The 16,099-nt window shown below is 69.3% G+C and carries 10 protein-coding genes; all 10 read right to left on the bottom strand.

The features are described 5' to 3' along the window. Window positions 1-123: 123 nt before the first annotated feature. Window positions 124-1,107 carry a peptidylprolyl isomerase gene (locus ACZ3HL_RS44085; RefSeq protein ID WP_465537897.1) on the bottom strand — a complete coding sequence of 328 codons (984 nt, stop codon included), beginning with the start codon at window positions 1,105-1,107 and terminating at the stop codon, window positions 124-126. A 60-nt stretch (window positions 1,108-1,167) separates the two neighbouring features. Next, the gene (locus ACZ3HL_RS44080) at window positions 1,168-3,459 is read right to left on the bottom strand and encodes a glycosyl hydrolase family 95 catalytic domain-containing protein (RefSeq protein ID WP_465537895.1); all 2,292 of its coding nucleotides are present in this window, start codon (window positions 3,457-3,459) and stop codon (window positions 1,168-1,170) included. 2 nt (window positions 3,460-3,461) lie between these two features. Next, entirely contained in the window at window positions 3,462-5,741 is a 2,280-nt protein-coding gene (locus ACZ3HL_RS44075; protein WP_465537893.1) for a glycosyl hydrolase family 95 catalytic domain-containing protein, read from the bottom strand. A gap of 170 nt (window positions 5,742-5,911) precedes the next feature. After that, complete coding sequence (locus tag ACZ3HL_RS44070; RefSeq protein ID WP_465537892.1) at window positions 5,912-6,454, bottom strand: hypothetical protein; 543 nt, start codon at window positions 6,452-6,454, stop codon at window positions 5,912-5,914. Between the two features lie 561 nt (window positions 6,455-7,015). After that, window positions 7,016-8,353 carry a M1 family metallopeptidase gene (locus ACZ3HL_RS44065; protein WP_465537890.1) on the bottom strand — a complete coding sequence of 446 codons (1,338 nt, stop codon included), beginning with the start codon at window positions 8,351-8,353 and terminating at the stop codon, window positions 7,016-7,018. A gap of 19 nt (window positions 8,354-8,372) precedes the next feature. Continuing rightward, window positions 8,373-12,275 (bottom strand): Pls/PosA family non-ribosomal peptide synthetase, encoded by a 3,903-nt coding sequence (locus ACZ3HL_RS44060; RefSeq protein ID WP_465537888.1) that lies wholly within the window; start codon window positions 12,273-12,275, stop codon window positions 8,373-8,375. A gap of 245 nt (window positions 12,276-12,520) precedes the next feature. Next, window positions 12,521-14,002 carry a ribosome biogenesis GTPase Der gene (der, locus tag ACZ3HL_RS44055; RefSeq protein WP_465421215.1) on the bottom strand — a complete coding sequence of 494 codons (1,482 nt, stop codon included), beginning with the start codon at window positions 14,000-14,002 and terminating at the stop codon, window positions 12,521-12,523. Between the two features lie 4 nt (window positions 14,003-14,006). Continuing rightward, window positions 14,007-14,675 (bottom strand): lysophospholipid acyltransferase family protein, encoded by a 669-nt coding sequence (locus ACZ3HL_RS44050; RefSeq protein WP_465537886.1) that lies wholly within the window; start codon window positions 14,673-14,675, stop codon window positions 14,007-14,009. Continuing rightward, entirely contained in the window at window positions 14,672-15,376 is a 705-nt protein-coding gene (cmk, locus tag ACZ3HL_RS44045; protein WP_465421261.1) for a (d)CMP kinase, read from the bottom strand. The genes ACZ3HL_RS44050 and cmk overlap by 4 nt, the downstream gene beginning before the upstream one ends. Before the next feature lie 92 nt (window positions 15,377-15,468). After that, on the bottom strand, window positions 15,469-16,047 hold the full coding sequence (locus tag ACZ3HL_RS44040) for a TetR/AcrR family transcriptional regulator (RefSeq protein ID WP_465537884.1): 579 nt from the start codon (window positions 16,045-16,047) through the stop codon (window positions 15,469-15,471). Window positions 16,048-16,099: the final 52 nt, after the last annotated feature.

Raw genomic sequence — 16,099 nt, 5'->3', positions numbered from 1 at the left:
CCTCAAAACCCACACCCACTACAACGAAAACACCGCCTGGGCCCACCACACCACCACCGCTTGACACACAAAACCCAGGGATGTCTTCACGGACTCGACGATCGCTCCACCGGAACCTAGCGTTCAGCCCACCGCGACCGACTGGAACGTCACCGGGATCCGCGGCGGTCCGGTCCCGTCGCCCGGCCCCTTCTCGTCGTCGACGCCACCGCGCGCGACCTTGTCCAGGGTCTGGAGACCGGCGTCCGAGATGCTCCCGAACACGGTGTACTCCGGCGGCAGTTCCGCTTCACCGAAGACCATGAAGAACTGGCTGCCGCCCGAGTTCGGCGCCTGCCGCTTCGCCATGGCGAGAATGCCCCGGCCGTACTTGATCTGGGGGAACACCTCGTCAGGGACGGTGTAGCCCGGCCCGCCCATCCCGGAGCCTTCCGGATCGCCGCATTGGAGCATCTGCAATCCCGAGGTACCAAGCCGGTGGCACGACGTGCCGTCGTAGTAACCCTGCTGTGCCAGCGAGAGGAAGCTCGCCACGGTGCACGGCGCGAGCCCGCGGTCCAGCGTCAATCCGACTTCGCCCGCCGTCGTCCTGAGGGTGACGGCCGTCGTGCCGGACGCCGGGGTCGGGCCCGCCGCGGGCGGGTTCACCTTCTTCGGCACCGGACCGGACGAATCCGCAGGGAACGCGCAGTCCGTCGGATCCGCCGGCGGCGTGCCGCGCTTCGGCATCGGAACCCTGCTGGAAGGGATGTTCACCGGGCTCCGCGTCGCGGTGTCCTCGGAGCTGGACGTCGGAGCCGGCGAGGAGGACGACGACGCGGCCGTGCTCTTTTCCTTCGAGTCCGACAGGAAGAACCCTGGTGCCACGAAGCCCGTGATCGCCACGACGGCGACGATCACGACGAGGCCCAGCGCACCCAGGCCAACCCAAAGCGCCGTCTTGTTCGACGACGGCGGCGGCTGTTGCGGCGCGCCGTACCACCCTTGCTGCTGGTACGGCTGCTGCGGATAGGGCTGCTGATACTGCGGCTGGGGATGCTGCCCCTGCGACGCTCCGGGATCGGGCGCCTGGCCTTCGGGCTCGCCCGGCTGCGGCGGCTGGGACATCTGTGCTCCTGTCGTCCGGAAGAAGTACAGGAACACTCTCGCGTATCGCCGCTCAAGAAGTCACGGCATCCCCCATGGTGCACTGTTCCCGTTCGCCGGGACGGGCCGGATCTCGAGGTCGGGCCGGTCACCGGCGCGGTGCACGACGGCCTCCTCGCCACGCCGCAGGTCGAGCCGGACGTCGCCGTTCGGCAACCGCCGCCAGCGTTTCGGCCGCCCCCACCGGTCGCGGACGGTCAGCTCCCCGTCCATGTCCGTCCGCAGCACGCACGGCGCCCCCGCCTCGCTGGTGACCTTGACCCAGCGTGTCTTCCCGGCCTGCCGGGAAGCGCTGAGCAGGAACGCGCCCTCCGTGCGGAAGTCGCGCAACGCCGCGTCCGCCCATTCGGCGGGCACGGCCGGGAACAGCCGGATCACCCCGCCCCAACTCTGCACGAGCATGTCGTGCAGCGATTGCGCGGCCGACAGCGGCGTCTCGATCACCGGACCGGATTCCTTGTACATCGTGTTCGGCTGGATGTAGCGCCGCTGCAGTTCGCCGAGGTAGAACGCCGCCTTCTCGCCGCGCAGCATCTGCGCCGACATCGACGCGGCGCCGGTGAACGTGTAGCCCTGCACCGCGCCTTCGAAGCCCACCCAGTGGTCGAGCGAGGTCTCGATGATCCGCCGGTGCTCCGGCCGCTCCCAGGTGATCTCGTACAGCGGGTAGATCTGCAACAGATGCGAGTAGTGCCGATGCGACTTCGCGAACGGCACACCCGCGCCGATCATGTAGCCGTTGGCATCGGCCGGATACGGGACCAGCGTGGCCAGCACCTCCCGCCACCGCCCCGCGAGCGGGTCGTCGACGCGCAGTTCCGCCGCCGACTCCAGCAGGGTCTTGCAACCCCAGCGGATCAGCGCGAGGTCGTAGTTGCAGTCCGGCGCGTTCACGCCGTACTCCGGGGAGAAGGTCGCCGGCAGGTGCAGCTTCCCGTCCGATCCGGGAGCCAGGAAGTGGAGGTAGTAGTTGATCGCCTTGCGCAGCAGCGGGAACAGAGTGTCCCGTAAGAGCCGACGGTCCATCGTGTGCCGATAGGACAGCCAGACGTTGTGCAGGGCCCAGGTGAGATTGCCGACCTCCGGAGTCGGCGTCGCCTGGCCGGGGACCCCCACCGGGAACCCCGCGTTCGTCCCGGCCGCGCCGTTGAGCAAGGTCATGTCGGTGGTGCGTGGGATGCCCGCCGAATCGTGCTGGTAGGGCTCGGCGACCTGGCTCGTCAGGTTCGTCCGGAACTTGCCGAGCGCGTGGCTCACGGCGTCCAGTTCGAGATGATTGGACCCGTGGATGAGCCAGTATTCGAGCTGGACGTTCAGGTTCCACCAGGTCGCGGGCCACGGGGTCGGCTCCAGCCACGGTCCGCAGGTCGCCATCACCGGCGCTTCCCGGCGCGCGGCGGAGGCGATCTTGTACAGCTGGATCCAGTAGAAACCCTGGAGCCGGGTGTCCGGAATGGACAGAAAGCCGTGCCGATAGTAGTCGTGCCACCAGCGGCGATGCCCGGCCGTCAGCGCGGAGAACGGTTCTGCCCGGCGGACCGTCTTCAACGCCTCTCGCGCGGCCGTCCGCTTCGGAAACGACCACGCCACGGACGTGTACAGCGTCCGCTTCGATCCGCGGGTGACCTCGCGCCACGCCGTGACGTGTTCCCCGCCGGACAGCAGGGTCTGCACGGAAAGCCTGGTGTCGCCGCTGCTTTCCAGGGTCGCGGGCGGGTTGGCCACGTATCCGGCGGGCGGCGGCTTCCCGAACTTCGGATCGGTTCTCGGGCTCACCGCCTCGGCCGGATGGAAGACCCACTCGAAGCCGCGCTCACCCTCGGTCGGCTCGACCTCGACCGCCAGCATCGAATGTCCAGTGTGGACGATCGCGCGCAGTGAGAGGCTGCCCGCGACCGTGGTGATCGTGCCCTTCAGTTCGGCGTTCCAGAGGTCCATCCGCCAGTCGATCCCGGTGATGGCTCCGACCGGTTCGAGGGTGAAGTACCCGATCGGCAGCCGCGCGAGCCCGAACAGGGAACCGAACTCCGGCCGGTGATCCTGCACCTCGCTGTGCTGGACGTTGAACCGGACGGCGTTCCGGCCCGGTTCGGCGTAGATGCCCGAGCCGAGGAAACCGTTGCCCAGGAAGGGACCTTCGTACCAGGTTTTCGGCATGCGGCGCCAAATCAGGTCGGCCGCGCCGAGGAAGCCGGGCCAGTCGATACCTCCGAGCGCGAAGTCGTTCTCCACCGCCGAAGCCGACGGCGCGAACCCGGCCGCCGCCACGCCCGCCAAGGCCCCGCCGAGCATCGTCCTGCGAGTGATGTCCATCCTCAGACCCCCCATGCCGGAGTTCCACGATCACCCGGAACGTCCCGTGGCTCCAGCACCGGACGTGTGCCGCGTCGGGTGACGACGGCCGTCCCGCCGCGGCCGAGCGGGATCGAGATCGTGCCGGGACCCGCGTGCCGCCACGGAAGCCGCCGTCCGCGCCCGTCGCGGACCTCGATGTCACCGCGGATACCGTGCCGCAGCGTGAGCGGCTCCCCCGCCTCGCTGTGGACGCGGATCCATTCGGTCGCGCCGTTCGCGCGGGAAGCGTCCACGAGGAAGGCCCCCTCCGCACGCAAGCTCTCGAAGGACGCGTCCGGCCAGCTCGACGAGACCGACGGGAAGACCTTGAGCACTCCGTGATCGCCCTGCAGCAGCATGTCCACTATGGACTGCGCGGCGGCGATGGGGCTTTCGATCGCGAGGTTCACGCCCTCGCGGTACATCGTGTTCGGCGTCAGCTGCGTGTTGGCCACGACGGTCCCGTCGAGGAAGATCTTCAGATAACGCAGGGCTTCCTCCGGCGCGTCCATCACGGAGCTCATCGACGACGCCGCCGCGAAACTGTACCCGTGCCATTTCGCCTGTGCGCCGGCCCAGTGCGCGAAGGTGCGGCGCATGATGTCCCGGTCGCCGGGACGGTCCCAGAGCTTCTCCCGCAGCGGATAGAGCCAGAGCAGATGCGAGAAGTGCCGATGCGAGTCGGCCAGCGGGACACCGTTGCCGATCAGCACGCCCTGGGCCGCATCCTGGTGGTACGGCACCAGTTTCTCGCCGATCTCCCGCCACGCCGGTGTCCGCGGGTCGTCGATCCGAAGCTTGGCCGCCGCTTCGACGAGGGTGCGCGCGGCCCAGCGGATCAACGAGAGGTCATAGGTGCAGTCGGCCGCGTCGGCGTACTCGGGTGATCTCGTCATCGGCAGGTGCAGGGCGCCGTCCGGGCCGGTCGCGAGGAAGTGGCGGTAGTAGTTGAGCGCCTTGGCGAGCGTCGGATACAGCACGTCGCGCAGGATGCGGACGTCCATGCTGTGCCGGTACGCGAGCCAGACGTTGTGCAGGCCCCAGATCAGGTTGCCGGTCTGGTCGTTCTTGGTGGCGGGGCCCGGGATCCCGACCGCACGGGTGCCGCCTGGCCGTAGCCGCCAGTCCCCCGGATGCGAAAGGGCGTACGTGTCACCGTCCCGGTAGGCGGGAGGGACCGAGAGTTCGAGGTTGGCGTGGTCGCGGCGGAACGTCGCGGTGACGGCGTCGAGTTCGGGATGGTTGCTGCTGTTGACGATCGGGTACGTGACCTGGACGTTGAGGTTCCACCACACCGCCGTCCAGCTGTTGCCGACCTCCGGGAACCACGGCCCCCATTCGGCGACGACCGGCCCGTTCGCGCGGGTGGCGCAGGCGGTCTTGTACAGCTGGATCCAGTAGAACCGCTGGATCCGTTTGTCCGGAACGGACACGAAACTGCGGCGGTAGAAGGCGTTCCACCAGCGCCGATGGCCGGCGACGAGCCCGTCCGGGTGCACCGCCGACGCCCGGTGGACCCTCCTGATCGCCTCGGCGGTGTGTGTCGGCTCGGGAAACGCGTACGCGACCGTCGCCGCCAAGAGCCGTCGCGTGCCGATCTTCCGCTCACGCCAAGCCGTCGTGTACCCGCCACCCGCGTGCAGCGGCTGCTCGCAGTACCGGACCTCGCCCGCACTGGCGAGCGTCGGATCGGGATTCGCCGTGTACTCGGGCGGTTTGCGGATCGTCCTGGTCGTCGCCGATTCGAGCGGTGTGAACCCCCATTCCGCGGACGCCTCCCCGGTGAGCGAGATGAGGAGGAGGTCCTGGTCGTTGTGGACCAGCGCGGAGAACCGCACCGAACCCCGGGTGGTGGTGATCGTGCCGCCGAGTTCGGCGTTGTACAGGTCCAGGTGCCAGTCCACCGCGGTGATCGCGCCCTCGAAGGTGAGGGTGAGGTAGCCGATCGGGAGCCGCGAGTACCCGATGGCCGCTTCCCACTGCCCGCGTTGATCCTGGACCTGGGAATGGCCGAGCATCACCTTGAGGACGTTCGGCTGCGTGCCCGCGTAGAACTGCACGCCGAGGAAACCGTTGGCGAGAAACGGACCCTCCTGCCAGTTCTTCGGCATCCGCCGCCAGACCATGCGCGCGTCGTCGACGATCCGGCGGTGGACGTCGTGTCCGGCGAGCGCCGGCGGAGCCCCCTGAGCCCACAGCCCACCGAGCGCGGCGGCCCCCGCCGCGACCCTCAGCATCGATCGTCTGGACAGCTCGGCCATGGGTCGCCTCCAGATTCATACTACGTTTACCGCAGCTCAAGTCCTGGCGACCGGCATGTTTCCAGAAATAGCCGAGCTTTGACCACCCCCTTCACTCGCGCAGCCGTACATACATCCGATGTCTCGTCGGACAATTCATCTGTCGTTGAGTAGATTCACCCGCAGTGTCCTCAACCCTGGGTCGAGTTCAACCGCAGAGCCTCGGCGGCCAGGTACGCCGCACGAAGCTCTGCGGCGACTTCCTCGGGCTCAGTCCGGAGACGGCTGGGCAGGGTCTGAAGCAGAGCGATCCCTGCCGCGGCATACCTGGCGTTTCTGTCCAAAGTCTTCGCATAGTCCTCCTTCGCGAAGTGGAAGTCGTAGGAGTCGATCTCCCAAGCGAGCCGGACCCACTTGAAGTAGCCATCGGGCGTCGCGATGTACTCCCCGCATTCGTCTCGGAGTGGCTGGTTCCAGCTCGGTTCGGGCAGACCGGAGAGCCGCCATACGTTCATCGCATCGATTTCGGCGACCGACCGGACTCCCCTGATGACGTCACGCAACACCTCGCGGGGCAACGCGCTACCTCGATCACTGCCCGCATCCAACTCCCGGATGAGGACCTCGGGGTTCAGTCGCCCTCGCTGAACCGCTTCGGTCAGCAGCGCCCCGACCGGGTCGCGCGCGGTGAACCTGCGGCTTGCGTCGAGAACGGCCCTGGCGAGCGGTGCCACTGGTACACCGCTCACGGCGACTGGTCGCGGCATCCGCGTCGTCCGCTCAACGACCACGAATCCGGAGCTGCTGACCTGGCGAGACGCGGGCACCAGCAGGTGGACTCGATCAGTGTCGTTTTTAGGCCTCCTCAAGCCCTGAAGGAGACATGCCTGAATTCCGGTGACGATCGCTTCCGGCCCACCGTAGAGAAGAGCGCCATCGATCGTCTGCCGTCGAGTCGGCCGTCCCGGACCGAGTAACACCACCCCCGGGAGCAACCGTTGCCACGGCCCTCCCGCCAGGCAACGCCGGTGGCAAGTCCTCTTCGAGACACCGAACGTCACGAGCCGCGCGACGGTGATCACCCCGCCGCGACTCAGCTTGTAAAGGGCCTCGTGATCGCGAGCCCACTCACCGGAACGCACAGACAAGATCATCGGCGACGCTGGTAACCGCCGCCAGCACCGATTTCGCTACCTGTGGACAACTCACCACATCAGCCCCAATGTGGATAACTCAGCCACGCGCCCAATGTGGCATTGGAGACGTTGAGCGTCCCCAATGCCACATTGGGCGCATCAGGGGTAGGGCAGAGGGGGCAGCGCCGGAGAGTCCAGCCAGGCGTCGAAGAAAGCGGCGAGTGAGCGCCCAGCGAACCGTTCGGCCAGCGCCACAAAAGCCGCGGTGGTCACCAGACCGTGCCGGTTCTCCACCGCCCAAGCCTTCACCAGCGGGAAGAACACCGCATCGCCGACGGTACAACGCAAGGCGTGCAACAGAAGGCCGCCGCGTTTGTACACACGCTCGTCGAACATCCGCGCCACACCGGGGTCGGCGAGCCGCAGGTCCGCGGGCTTCACCTTCATCCGCGCGTGCCAGATCTTCGCCCACTCATGCGCGCTCTGCCCCCCGGATTCCTCGGACCAGAGCCATTCCGCGTAGGTCGCGAAGCCTTCGTTCAGCCAGATGTGCCGCCAGTCGGCGACGGTCAGACTGTTGCCGAACCACTGATGCGCCAGCTCATGCACGACGAGCCGCTCGTGGGTGCGCCGCCCGTCGACGTGGTTGGCGCCGAAGATCGACATGCCCTGCGCCTCGATCGGGTCGTCGAGGTCGTCGTCGGTGACCACGACGACGTACTCGCCGAAGGGGTACGGGCCGAACATCCGCTGCAGCGACTCCATGATCTGGCCCTGCCGCCCGAAATCGCGCGCGAAGGCCCGGCGCAGGCGCGGCGGAACGGCGGCCCGCTGCGGAACGCCTCCGGACGCCAGCACGATGTCGTCGTACCGTCCGATTTGGACACTCATCAGGTACGTCGGTGTCGGCTCCGGCCGTTCGAAGACCCACTGGGTGGTGCTCGCGCGCGTGTACCGAGAGACGAGATTCCCCGTGACGGCCACGAGATACGGCGACGACGTCGTCAGCGCGACACGGTAGGTCGCCTTGTCCGCCGGATGGTCGTTGCACGGGAACCACGACGGCGCCCCGACCGGCTGACTCGCGACGAGCGAGCCGTCGGTCAGTTCGTCCCAGCCGATGTCACCCCACAGCCCGGGAAGCGGCCGCGGATTGCCGACGTAGTAGACCTCGATCCGGAACTCACTCCCGGCCGCCAGCGACTTCGCCGGCTTCACCTGCAGTTTGTGCGCGCGCCGCAGGTATTTGGCCGGTTTCCCGTTGACCAGCACCCTGTTGATCCGGAAATCGCCGAAGTCGAGCGTGAACCGCGACAGCGCCTGCGTCGCTTCCGCGGTGATGGCCGCGGAGGCCGACAACCGGTTGGGACCGATCTTGTAGTCCAGCTCCAGATCGTAGTGCCGGACCCGGTAACCGCCGTTGCCGTGACGGGGCAGATAGGAGTCGCCGGAGGTGTCCGAACCGGGCGAGGGCTGCGCGGAGGCCTTCGAAATCACCCGCGAAGAACCCCGCTTCCTACTTCGTCCAGGCCGAGATGGGATTGCCCAGCCAGCGCGAGTCGGCGGGAACCGCGTCGCCCCGGGTCACCAGGGAGCCCGGTCCGACGGTCGTCCGCGCGCCGATGCTCGCGCCAGGCAGCACGATACCGTGCGGCCCGAGCGTCGCTCCCTCGTCCAGGGTCACCGGCGACATCGTCATGATCCGGTCGTGGAACAGGTGCGTCTGCACGACGCAGCCGCGGTTGATCGTCGCGCCGTCGCCGAGGCTCACCAGATCCGACTCTGGCAGCCAGTACGTCTCCAGCCACACCCCGCGGCCGATCTTGACGCCCATGGTCCGCAGCCACGCGGGCAGCAGCGGCGTGCCCCCGAGCGAACCGATCAGCCACGGGACGGCGAGCGCCTCGACGAAGGTGTCGGCGAGTTCGTTGCGCCAGACGAACGAGCTCCACAGCGGATGGTCGACCGCGCGGAACCGGCCGACCAGCAGCCACTTCATCGCGGTCGCGGTCAGCGCGGCGACGGCACCGGCGGCGAGCAGCAGCGGGCCGCCGAGCAGTACCGCGACCAGGAAACCGAAGGACGACGCCAGCGCGAAGATCCCGGCGGCCACCAGCACGGTCAGCGCGACGCCGCACATCACCGGCACGATGCGGCACAGTTCGACGAGCGCACGCGCCGCCTTCAGCCGCAGCGGGGGCGTGAAGGTGCGGCTCGTGTCGGCCTCGCCGACCGACCGGCGGACCGGCAGCGGCGGCATCCCGAGGTACGACGAGCCCTTCTTCGCCTTCAGCGGAGCCGATGACAGCACACCGACGAGACCGCGTTTCGGCACCGAACGTCCCGGCGCGGCCATCCCCGAGTTGCCGAGGAACGCCTGCTTGCCGATCCGCGCCGGGGCGACGTGCAGCCAGCCGTGGCCGAGCTCGTACGTGGCGACCATGGTGTCGTCCGCGAGAAACGCGCCACTGTCCACCTGGGTCATCTTCGGCAGCGCGAGAACGGTGGACGCCTCGACGTTGCGGCCGACCTTCGCCCCGAGCATCCGGAGCCACACCGGGGTGAACAGGCTGGCGTACAAGGGGAACAGCCCTTCACGCGCCATACCCATCAGCCGTTCGGTCGCCCAGACCTGCCACGCGACCCGCCCGTGCACGGGGTGATAGCCCTCGACCATGCCGATGCTCAGCGAACGAACGCCGGCGAGCACGAGCAGGGCGTAAGACAGGAAGTACGCGATGGTCGCGAGCGGCGTGAACAGCAGCGCCTGGCCGAGCGCGGCACCCAGCGAAGCCGTCCCCGCGATCGCGTAGCCGAGCACCGCGACCGCCGGAAGCGCGGCGACAGCGGGCAGAAGACCGAGAGCGACCGAAGTCGCGCCGTAGACCGAAGCCCAGAACCGCGAGCGCGGCGGGCGGCTCGACGGCCACTTCAGCGAGTCCTTCGTGGCGCGGGCGGCGGGGGCACCGGCCCAGCGCTGTCCGGCGGGCACGTTGCCGCGCACGGTCGACCCGGCCGCGATCTCCGCGCCCTTGCCGATCCGGGCGCCGGGGAACAGCGTGCTGCGTGCGCCGATCCGCGCGTCGGCACCGATCCGGATCTTGCCGATGTGCACGAGATCGCCGTCCACCCAGTGCCCGGTCAGGTCGACCTCGGGTTCGATGGCGGCACCGCGACCGAGTTTCAGCATGCCGGTCACCGGCGGCGGGGAGTGCAGATCAACGTCCTTCGCGATCCGCGCGCCGAGAGCCTTGGCGTACGTCGTCATCCAGGAAGCGCCCGCGACACTGTCCGCGCCGCTGAACTCGGCGAGCTTCTCGGCCGTCCACAGTCGCAAGTGGACACTCCCGCCCCGCGGGTAAGTGCCGGGGCGGACCCCGCGCAGCAGCAGGCGCGAGCCGGTCGCCGAGATCGCGATCCGGCCTGCCGGGCTGAACAGCACGACCCACGCGGCGGCGATCCACACCCAGTTCAACGTCGGCGCCCAGGCGAAACCGGCGAGCGACAGCACGTTCGACAGCGTCGCGGCGATGGTCGTCCAGCGCAGGCCGACCAGGCCCATCAGCGGGATCATCAGCAGCGACTGGACGATGCCCGCCTTGCGCGGGGTCGGCGCGATGTCGCGGCGTTCGGTCTTCTCACCGCTCAGCGCGTCCAGCATCGACGCGAGCGCGCCGAGCTTCGGGTTCGCGTAGATGTCGCTCACCGACACCTGCGGGTGCCGGGTGCGGATCCGCGCGATCAGCTGGGCAGCGGTCAGGCTTCCGCCGCCGTTGGTGAAGAAGTCGGCCTTCGGGTTGTCGACCGAGACGCCAAGGATCTCCGCCCAGCCTTCGGCGAGCCAGCTCTCCGTCGGCGACAGGCCGGATTTCGCGGCGTCCACAGTGGACAGCGGCCAGGGCAGCGCGTTGCGGTCGACCTTGCCGGAGGTGCGCGTCGGCAGGTCGTCGATCAGCGCCAGCAGCGGGACGAGCGCGGCGGGCAGCTGCTCGCGCAGCCGGGTCGCCGCCTCGTCGTGGTCGAAGGCGACCCCGTCGGCGGGCACGACGTACCCGACGAGCACCTGGTTGCCGGCCTTGGTGCGGCGGACCGCGGCCGCGGCACCCTGCACTCCGGGCAGCGCCTGGAGCGCGGCGTCGACCTCGCCGAGTTCGATCCGGCGGCCGCCGAGCTTGACCTGCTCGTCGAGACGGCCGAGGAACAGCAGCCCCTCGGCTTCGGCGCGGACCATGTCACCGCTGCGGTACGCGCGGCGCCACCCCAGAGACGGCAGCGGCGCGAACTTCTCGGCGTCCTTCTCCGGGTCCAGGTAGCGGGCCAGGCCGACGCCGCCGATGACCAGTTCGCCGGTCTCCCCCATCGCGACCGGCTCACCCGCCTCGTCGACGACGGCGAGCTGCCAGCCCACCAGCGGCAGGCCGATGCGAACCGGACCTTCGCCGGTCATCTGCGCGGCGCAGGCGACGACGGTGGCCTCGGTCGGACCGTAGGTGTTCCAGACTTCGCGGCCTTCGACGGCGACGCGTTCGGCCAGCTCCGGCGGGCAGGCTTCGCCGCCGAAGATCAGCAGACGGACGTCTTCCAGCGCGTCGGCGGGCCACAGCGCGGCCAGCGTCGGCACGGTCGAGACCACGGTGATGCCCTGGGCGACCAGCCACGGGCCGAGGTCGACGCCGGTGCGCACGAGCGAACGCGGCGCCGGGACCAGGCAGGCGCCGTGACGCCAGGCGAGCCACATCTCTTCGCACGACGCGTCGAACGCGACGGACAGGCCGGCGAGCACGCGGTCGCCGGGGCCGATCGGCTCCTCGGTGAGGAACAGCTGCGCTTCGGCGTCGACGAACGCGGCGGCCGAGGCGTGCGAGACCGCGACACCCTTCGGCTTACCGGTCGAGCCGGAGGTGAAGATGATCCAGGCGTCGTCGGCCGGCGCGGGCGAGCCCTCGATGCCGCCCGGCGAGCCGAGGACGGTGATCGCGCCGCCATCGGTGACGACGGCGGCGACGTCGGCCTCGCCGAAGACCAGCTCGGCGCGCTCGTCCGGGTCGTCCGCGTCGACCGGCACGTAGGCGGCGCCGACGGACAGGATGGCGAGGATCGCGACATAGAGCTCCGCGGTGCCGGAGGAGATCCGGACGCCGACCCGGTCGCCGACGCCGACCCCGTTGGCGGTCAGCTTGCGGCCGTAGGCGTCGATCTCCTCGACGAGCTTGCGGTAGGACAGCGTGGTCTCGCCGTCGTCGATCGCGCCCGCGTTGGGATGGCGGGCGGCGGTCTCGGCGAGGATGTCGAGCAGGGTGCGCTCACCGGCGCCGAGTCCGGACCAGAACAAGGCACGGTCGGCGACGGGGGCGGGCGAGGGAGCGACGGTGACGTCGGCGACACAGGCGATCGGACGGGAATCGGCGGTCAGTGTCATCGGGCGGTCACCACGGGCACGGCTGAAGCATGGGCGCGCAAGCCCATCACACACCTTTCGCGAAGTGCGTCATTCGGGCTCGCTCTCCGAATGAGGCGCCCGCTAGCAGACCAATGACTTTACCGCAGGTGAACGACATATCTCGGGAGGGTCTCGGCAGAGTGTCGAACCTCACCGGCGGACACGCCGAAACCCGAGGTCATCGGCGTGTCCACCCAGTGAAATATTCACCTACATCGTGAGAATCAACGGGCTTTCGGTTTACCCGCGGATTTTCCGGCCGCTTTTCCGCCTGCCTTGGGCCGCTGCTTCTTTTCCCGCACCCGGACATTCACCCGGACGGGTGTGCCTTCGAAGCCGAACCGCTCACGGAACTTGCGTTCGATGAACCGCCGGTAGCCCGCCTCGAGGAAGCCGGTGGTGAACAGGACCAGCGTCGGCGGCCGGATACCGGCCTGCGTCGCGAACAACACCTTCGGCTGCTTGCCGCCGCGCACCGGCGGCGGGGTCGCGGCGATGAGGTCGGCGAGCCAGCCGTTCAGCTGACCGGTGGGCACACGCTGGTCCCAGGACTTCAACGCGGTCCGCAGCGCGGGCGCGAGCTTGCGCACCGACCGGCCGGTGAGCGCCGAGATGTTGACCTTGTCCGCCCACGGCACCCGCACCAGGCCGCGGTCCAGCTCACGGACCATGGCGTGGCGGCGGTCCTCGTCGACGAGGTCCCACTTGTTGAAGGCGAGCACGCAGGCGCGGCCCGCCTCGACGACCATGGTCAGCACCCGCAGGTCCTGCTCCGAAAGCGGCTCGGCCGCGTCCAGCAGCACGATCGCGACCTCGGCCGCGTCTATCGCGGTCTTGGTCCGCAGCGACGCGTAGTACTCCGCGCCGTTGGCCGAGTTGACCCGCTTGCGCAGACCCGCCGTGTCGACGAACCGCCAGGTCTCGCCGTCCAGCTCGACCAGCGAGTCGACCGGGTCGACGGTGGTGCCGGCGACCGAGTCCACGACGGACCGCTCCTCGCCGGAGAGCTTGTTCAGCAGGCTGGACTTGCCCACGTTCGGCTTGCCGACCAGCGCGACGCGGCGCGGGCCGGTGGTGGCACGGTCGCCGTCACGCGGCATCGACGGCAGCGCCTTGACGATGGCGTCGAGCAGGTCGCCCGAGCTGCGCCCGTGCAACGCGCTGACCGGGTACGGCTCGCCGAGGCCGAGCGACCACAGCGACGCGGTGTCGGCGAGCAGACGATCGTCGTCGACCTTGTTGGCGGCGAGCAGCACCGGCTTCTTCGAGCGGCGCAAGACCTTGGAGACGGCCTCGTCGGTGGCCGTCGCGCCGACGCTGGCGTCGATGACCAGCAGCACCGCGTCGGCGGTGGCCATCGCCATCTCGGCCTGCGCGGCGACGGAGGCCTGCAGCCCGGTCGCGTCCGGCTCCCAGCCGCCCGTGTCCACCAGCGTGAACCGGCGGCCCGCCCAGAAGGCGTCGTAGGCGACGCGGTCCCGGGTGACACCGGGGACGTCCTGCACGACCGCCTCGCGGCGACCGAGGATGCGGTTGACCAGGGTCGACTTGCCCACGTTCGGCCTGCCGACGACGGCGAGGACCGGCTGCGCGAGCTGCGCCTCCTCCTCGGCCTCGCCCGCGGCGATCTGCGCGTCGAGCGCGGTGAATTCGGACTCGTCGGACCAGGAGCCGTCGATCTCGCCGACTCCGTCTAGCTCTGTCATGTACTCAATCCTGTCGCGTGTCTTGGAGCCCGTGCTCCAAGCGCCATTCGTCCAGAGCCTTCACGAGGTCCGCGAGCGCGATGCGAAGCCGCTCGGTTCCCTCCTCCAGCCCTGTCCTTCCCTTCCCGATCGCGGGAGTGAAAGGTTCGCCGACCATGATGTCGACGCGTGGCCGCCAACGCCTCTTGGCGCCGGCGGGTTTGTACGTCCCCCGAGTGGCGACCGGAACCACGGTCGCGTTCCCGGCGCGGACCAGGAAGGCCGCGCCGCGCTCGAAGTTTTCGGCGTCACCGAGGCCGCGGGTGCCTTCGGGGAAGATCCCCACGGCACCGCCGTCCTCGAGCACCTTGACCGCCATCATCAGCGGTTTGCGGTCCACCGCACCCCGTTTCACCGGGATCTGGCCCAGCTTCGGGAAGAACCAGCCGACGAACCCCCGGAAGAGTTCCTCCTTGACCAGGAACGCCGTGCGGCGCGACAACATTCCGAACAGCAGCTGCGGTTCCACCATCGAGCTGTGGTTGGCGATGAACACCACCGGACCCGACGACGGCACCCGCTCGCCACCATGGACCCGGACCCGGAAAGCGGGCCGGACGATGAACTTCGAGATCCCCCTGCCGAAGGTGTGGAACGAGTCGATCGCGCCCTCGGGCAATCCTTTCGCGCTCACCGCGTGGCCTCGGCGGGGCAGCCTTCGAGAAGGCCGCGGTGCAAGGCCAATTCCGCCAGCGCGACGATCACCTGGTCGATGTTGAGCGCCGAAGTGTCCACCTCGACGGCGTCTTCGGCCGCACGCAGGGGCGACGCCGCCCGCGTGGAGTCCAGACGGTCACGCCGTTCCACCGCCGCTTTGGCGACGTCCACGGTCGACTCGCGACCGGCCGCGGAGTCCTGCGCGCTGCGGCGCGCGGCGCGGACCTCGGCCGAAGCGGTGAGGAAGATCTTGAGCGGGGCGTCCGGCGAGACGACGGTGCCGATGTCGCGGCCTTCGACCACGATGCCGCCGACCCGGCCGAGCACCTCGGCGATGATCTCGCGCTGCCGGGTGACCAGCAGTTCGCGGACCGCGGGGACGGCCGAAACCGGCGAGACGGCGGTGGTGACGTCCGCGCCGCGGATCTCGGCGGCGACGTCCTCGCCCGCCAGGGTCACGGTCGCCTCGCCGGGGCTGGTCCCGATGCCGAGTTCGGCCTTCACGGCGACGCCGGCGACCGCGTCCGCGTCGGCCGGGTCGACCCCGGCGCGCAGGACGGCGAGGGTGACCATGCGGTACATCGCGCCCGTGTCGAGGTAGCCGGCGCCGAGCTTCGTCGCGAGCTTCCGCGAAACCGTGGATTTCCCGGTTCCGGACGGGCCGTCCATCGCGACCACACCACGCAGGGCTCCCGTCACCGAAACTCTCCTCAGCTCATTCGTCGCTCACCTGATCGACGACCATTCTGCCTGGTGGCGCGCGACACGCCTCAGCCGCCCACGGCGAACCGGTCGACGAGCATGCCGATCCGTTCCGCGCGCGCGGGCGCGGGAAGCCGCCGGCTGCGCTCGAGAGTGACCAGGCCGTGCAGGGCGGCCCAGAACGTCTCGGTGTAGAGGGCGGGGTCGTATCCGCCGGCGACCTGGCCCACGACTTCGAGCAGCGCGCCGAACGCGTCCTTCAACGGCGCCGGACTGTCCGGACTGGCGAAGCTCAGTTCACTGGCGAGGGTGAAGATCGCGTCGTAGAGCGCGGGTTTGCGGTCGGCGAAGTCGAAGTAGTTCTCGGCCAGCCGCAGCAACGCGTCCCGCGAGCCCTCCGCCGTCCCGGCCCCTCGCCGCATGTGGACGGCCATTTCGGTGCATCCCTCGAGCGCCGCGGCGGCCAAGATCGCCCCTTTGCCGGAGAAATGGCTGTAGAGCACGGGCTGGCTGTACTCGATCTTCGCCGCCAGCCGCCGCGTGGTGACCGCGTCCCAGCCCTCCTCCTCGGCTATCTCGCGGGCGGTGGTGACGATCAGCTGTTCGCGTTGCGAGCGGTCCCGCTCACGCCGGGGATGGGTGACCATACGAATATGCTAGCACTGCTAGACAAGCTAGCAGCGCTAGCGCTAGTGTCCG

The organism is Amycolatopsis sp. NPDC000009, assembly GCF_055563465.1.
The sequence above is the reverse complement of the archived record's forward strand: the minus strand, read 5'-3'. Positions and strand labels throughout refer to the sequence as shown.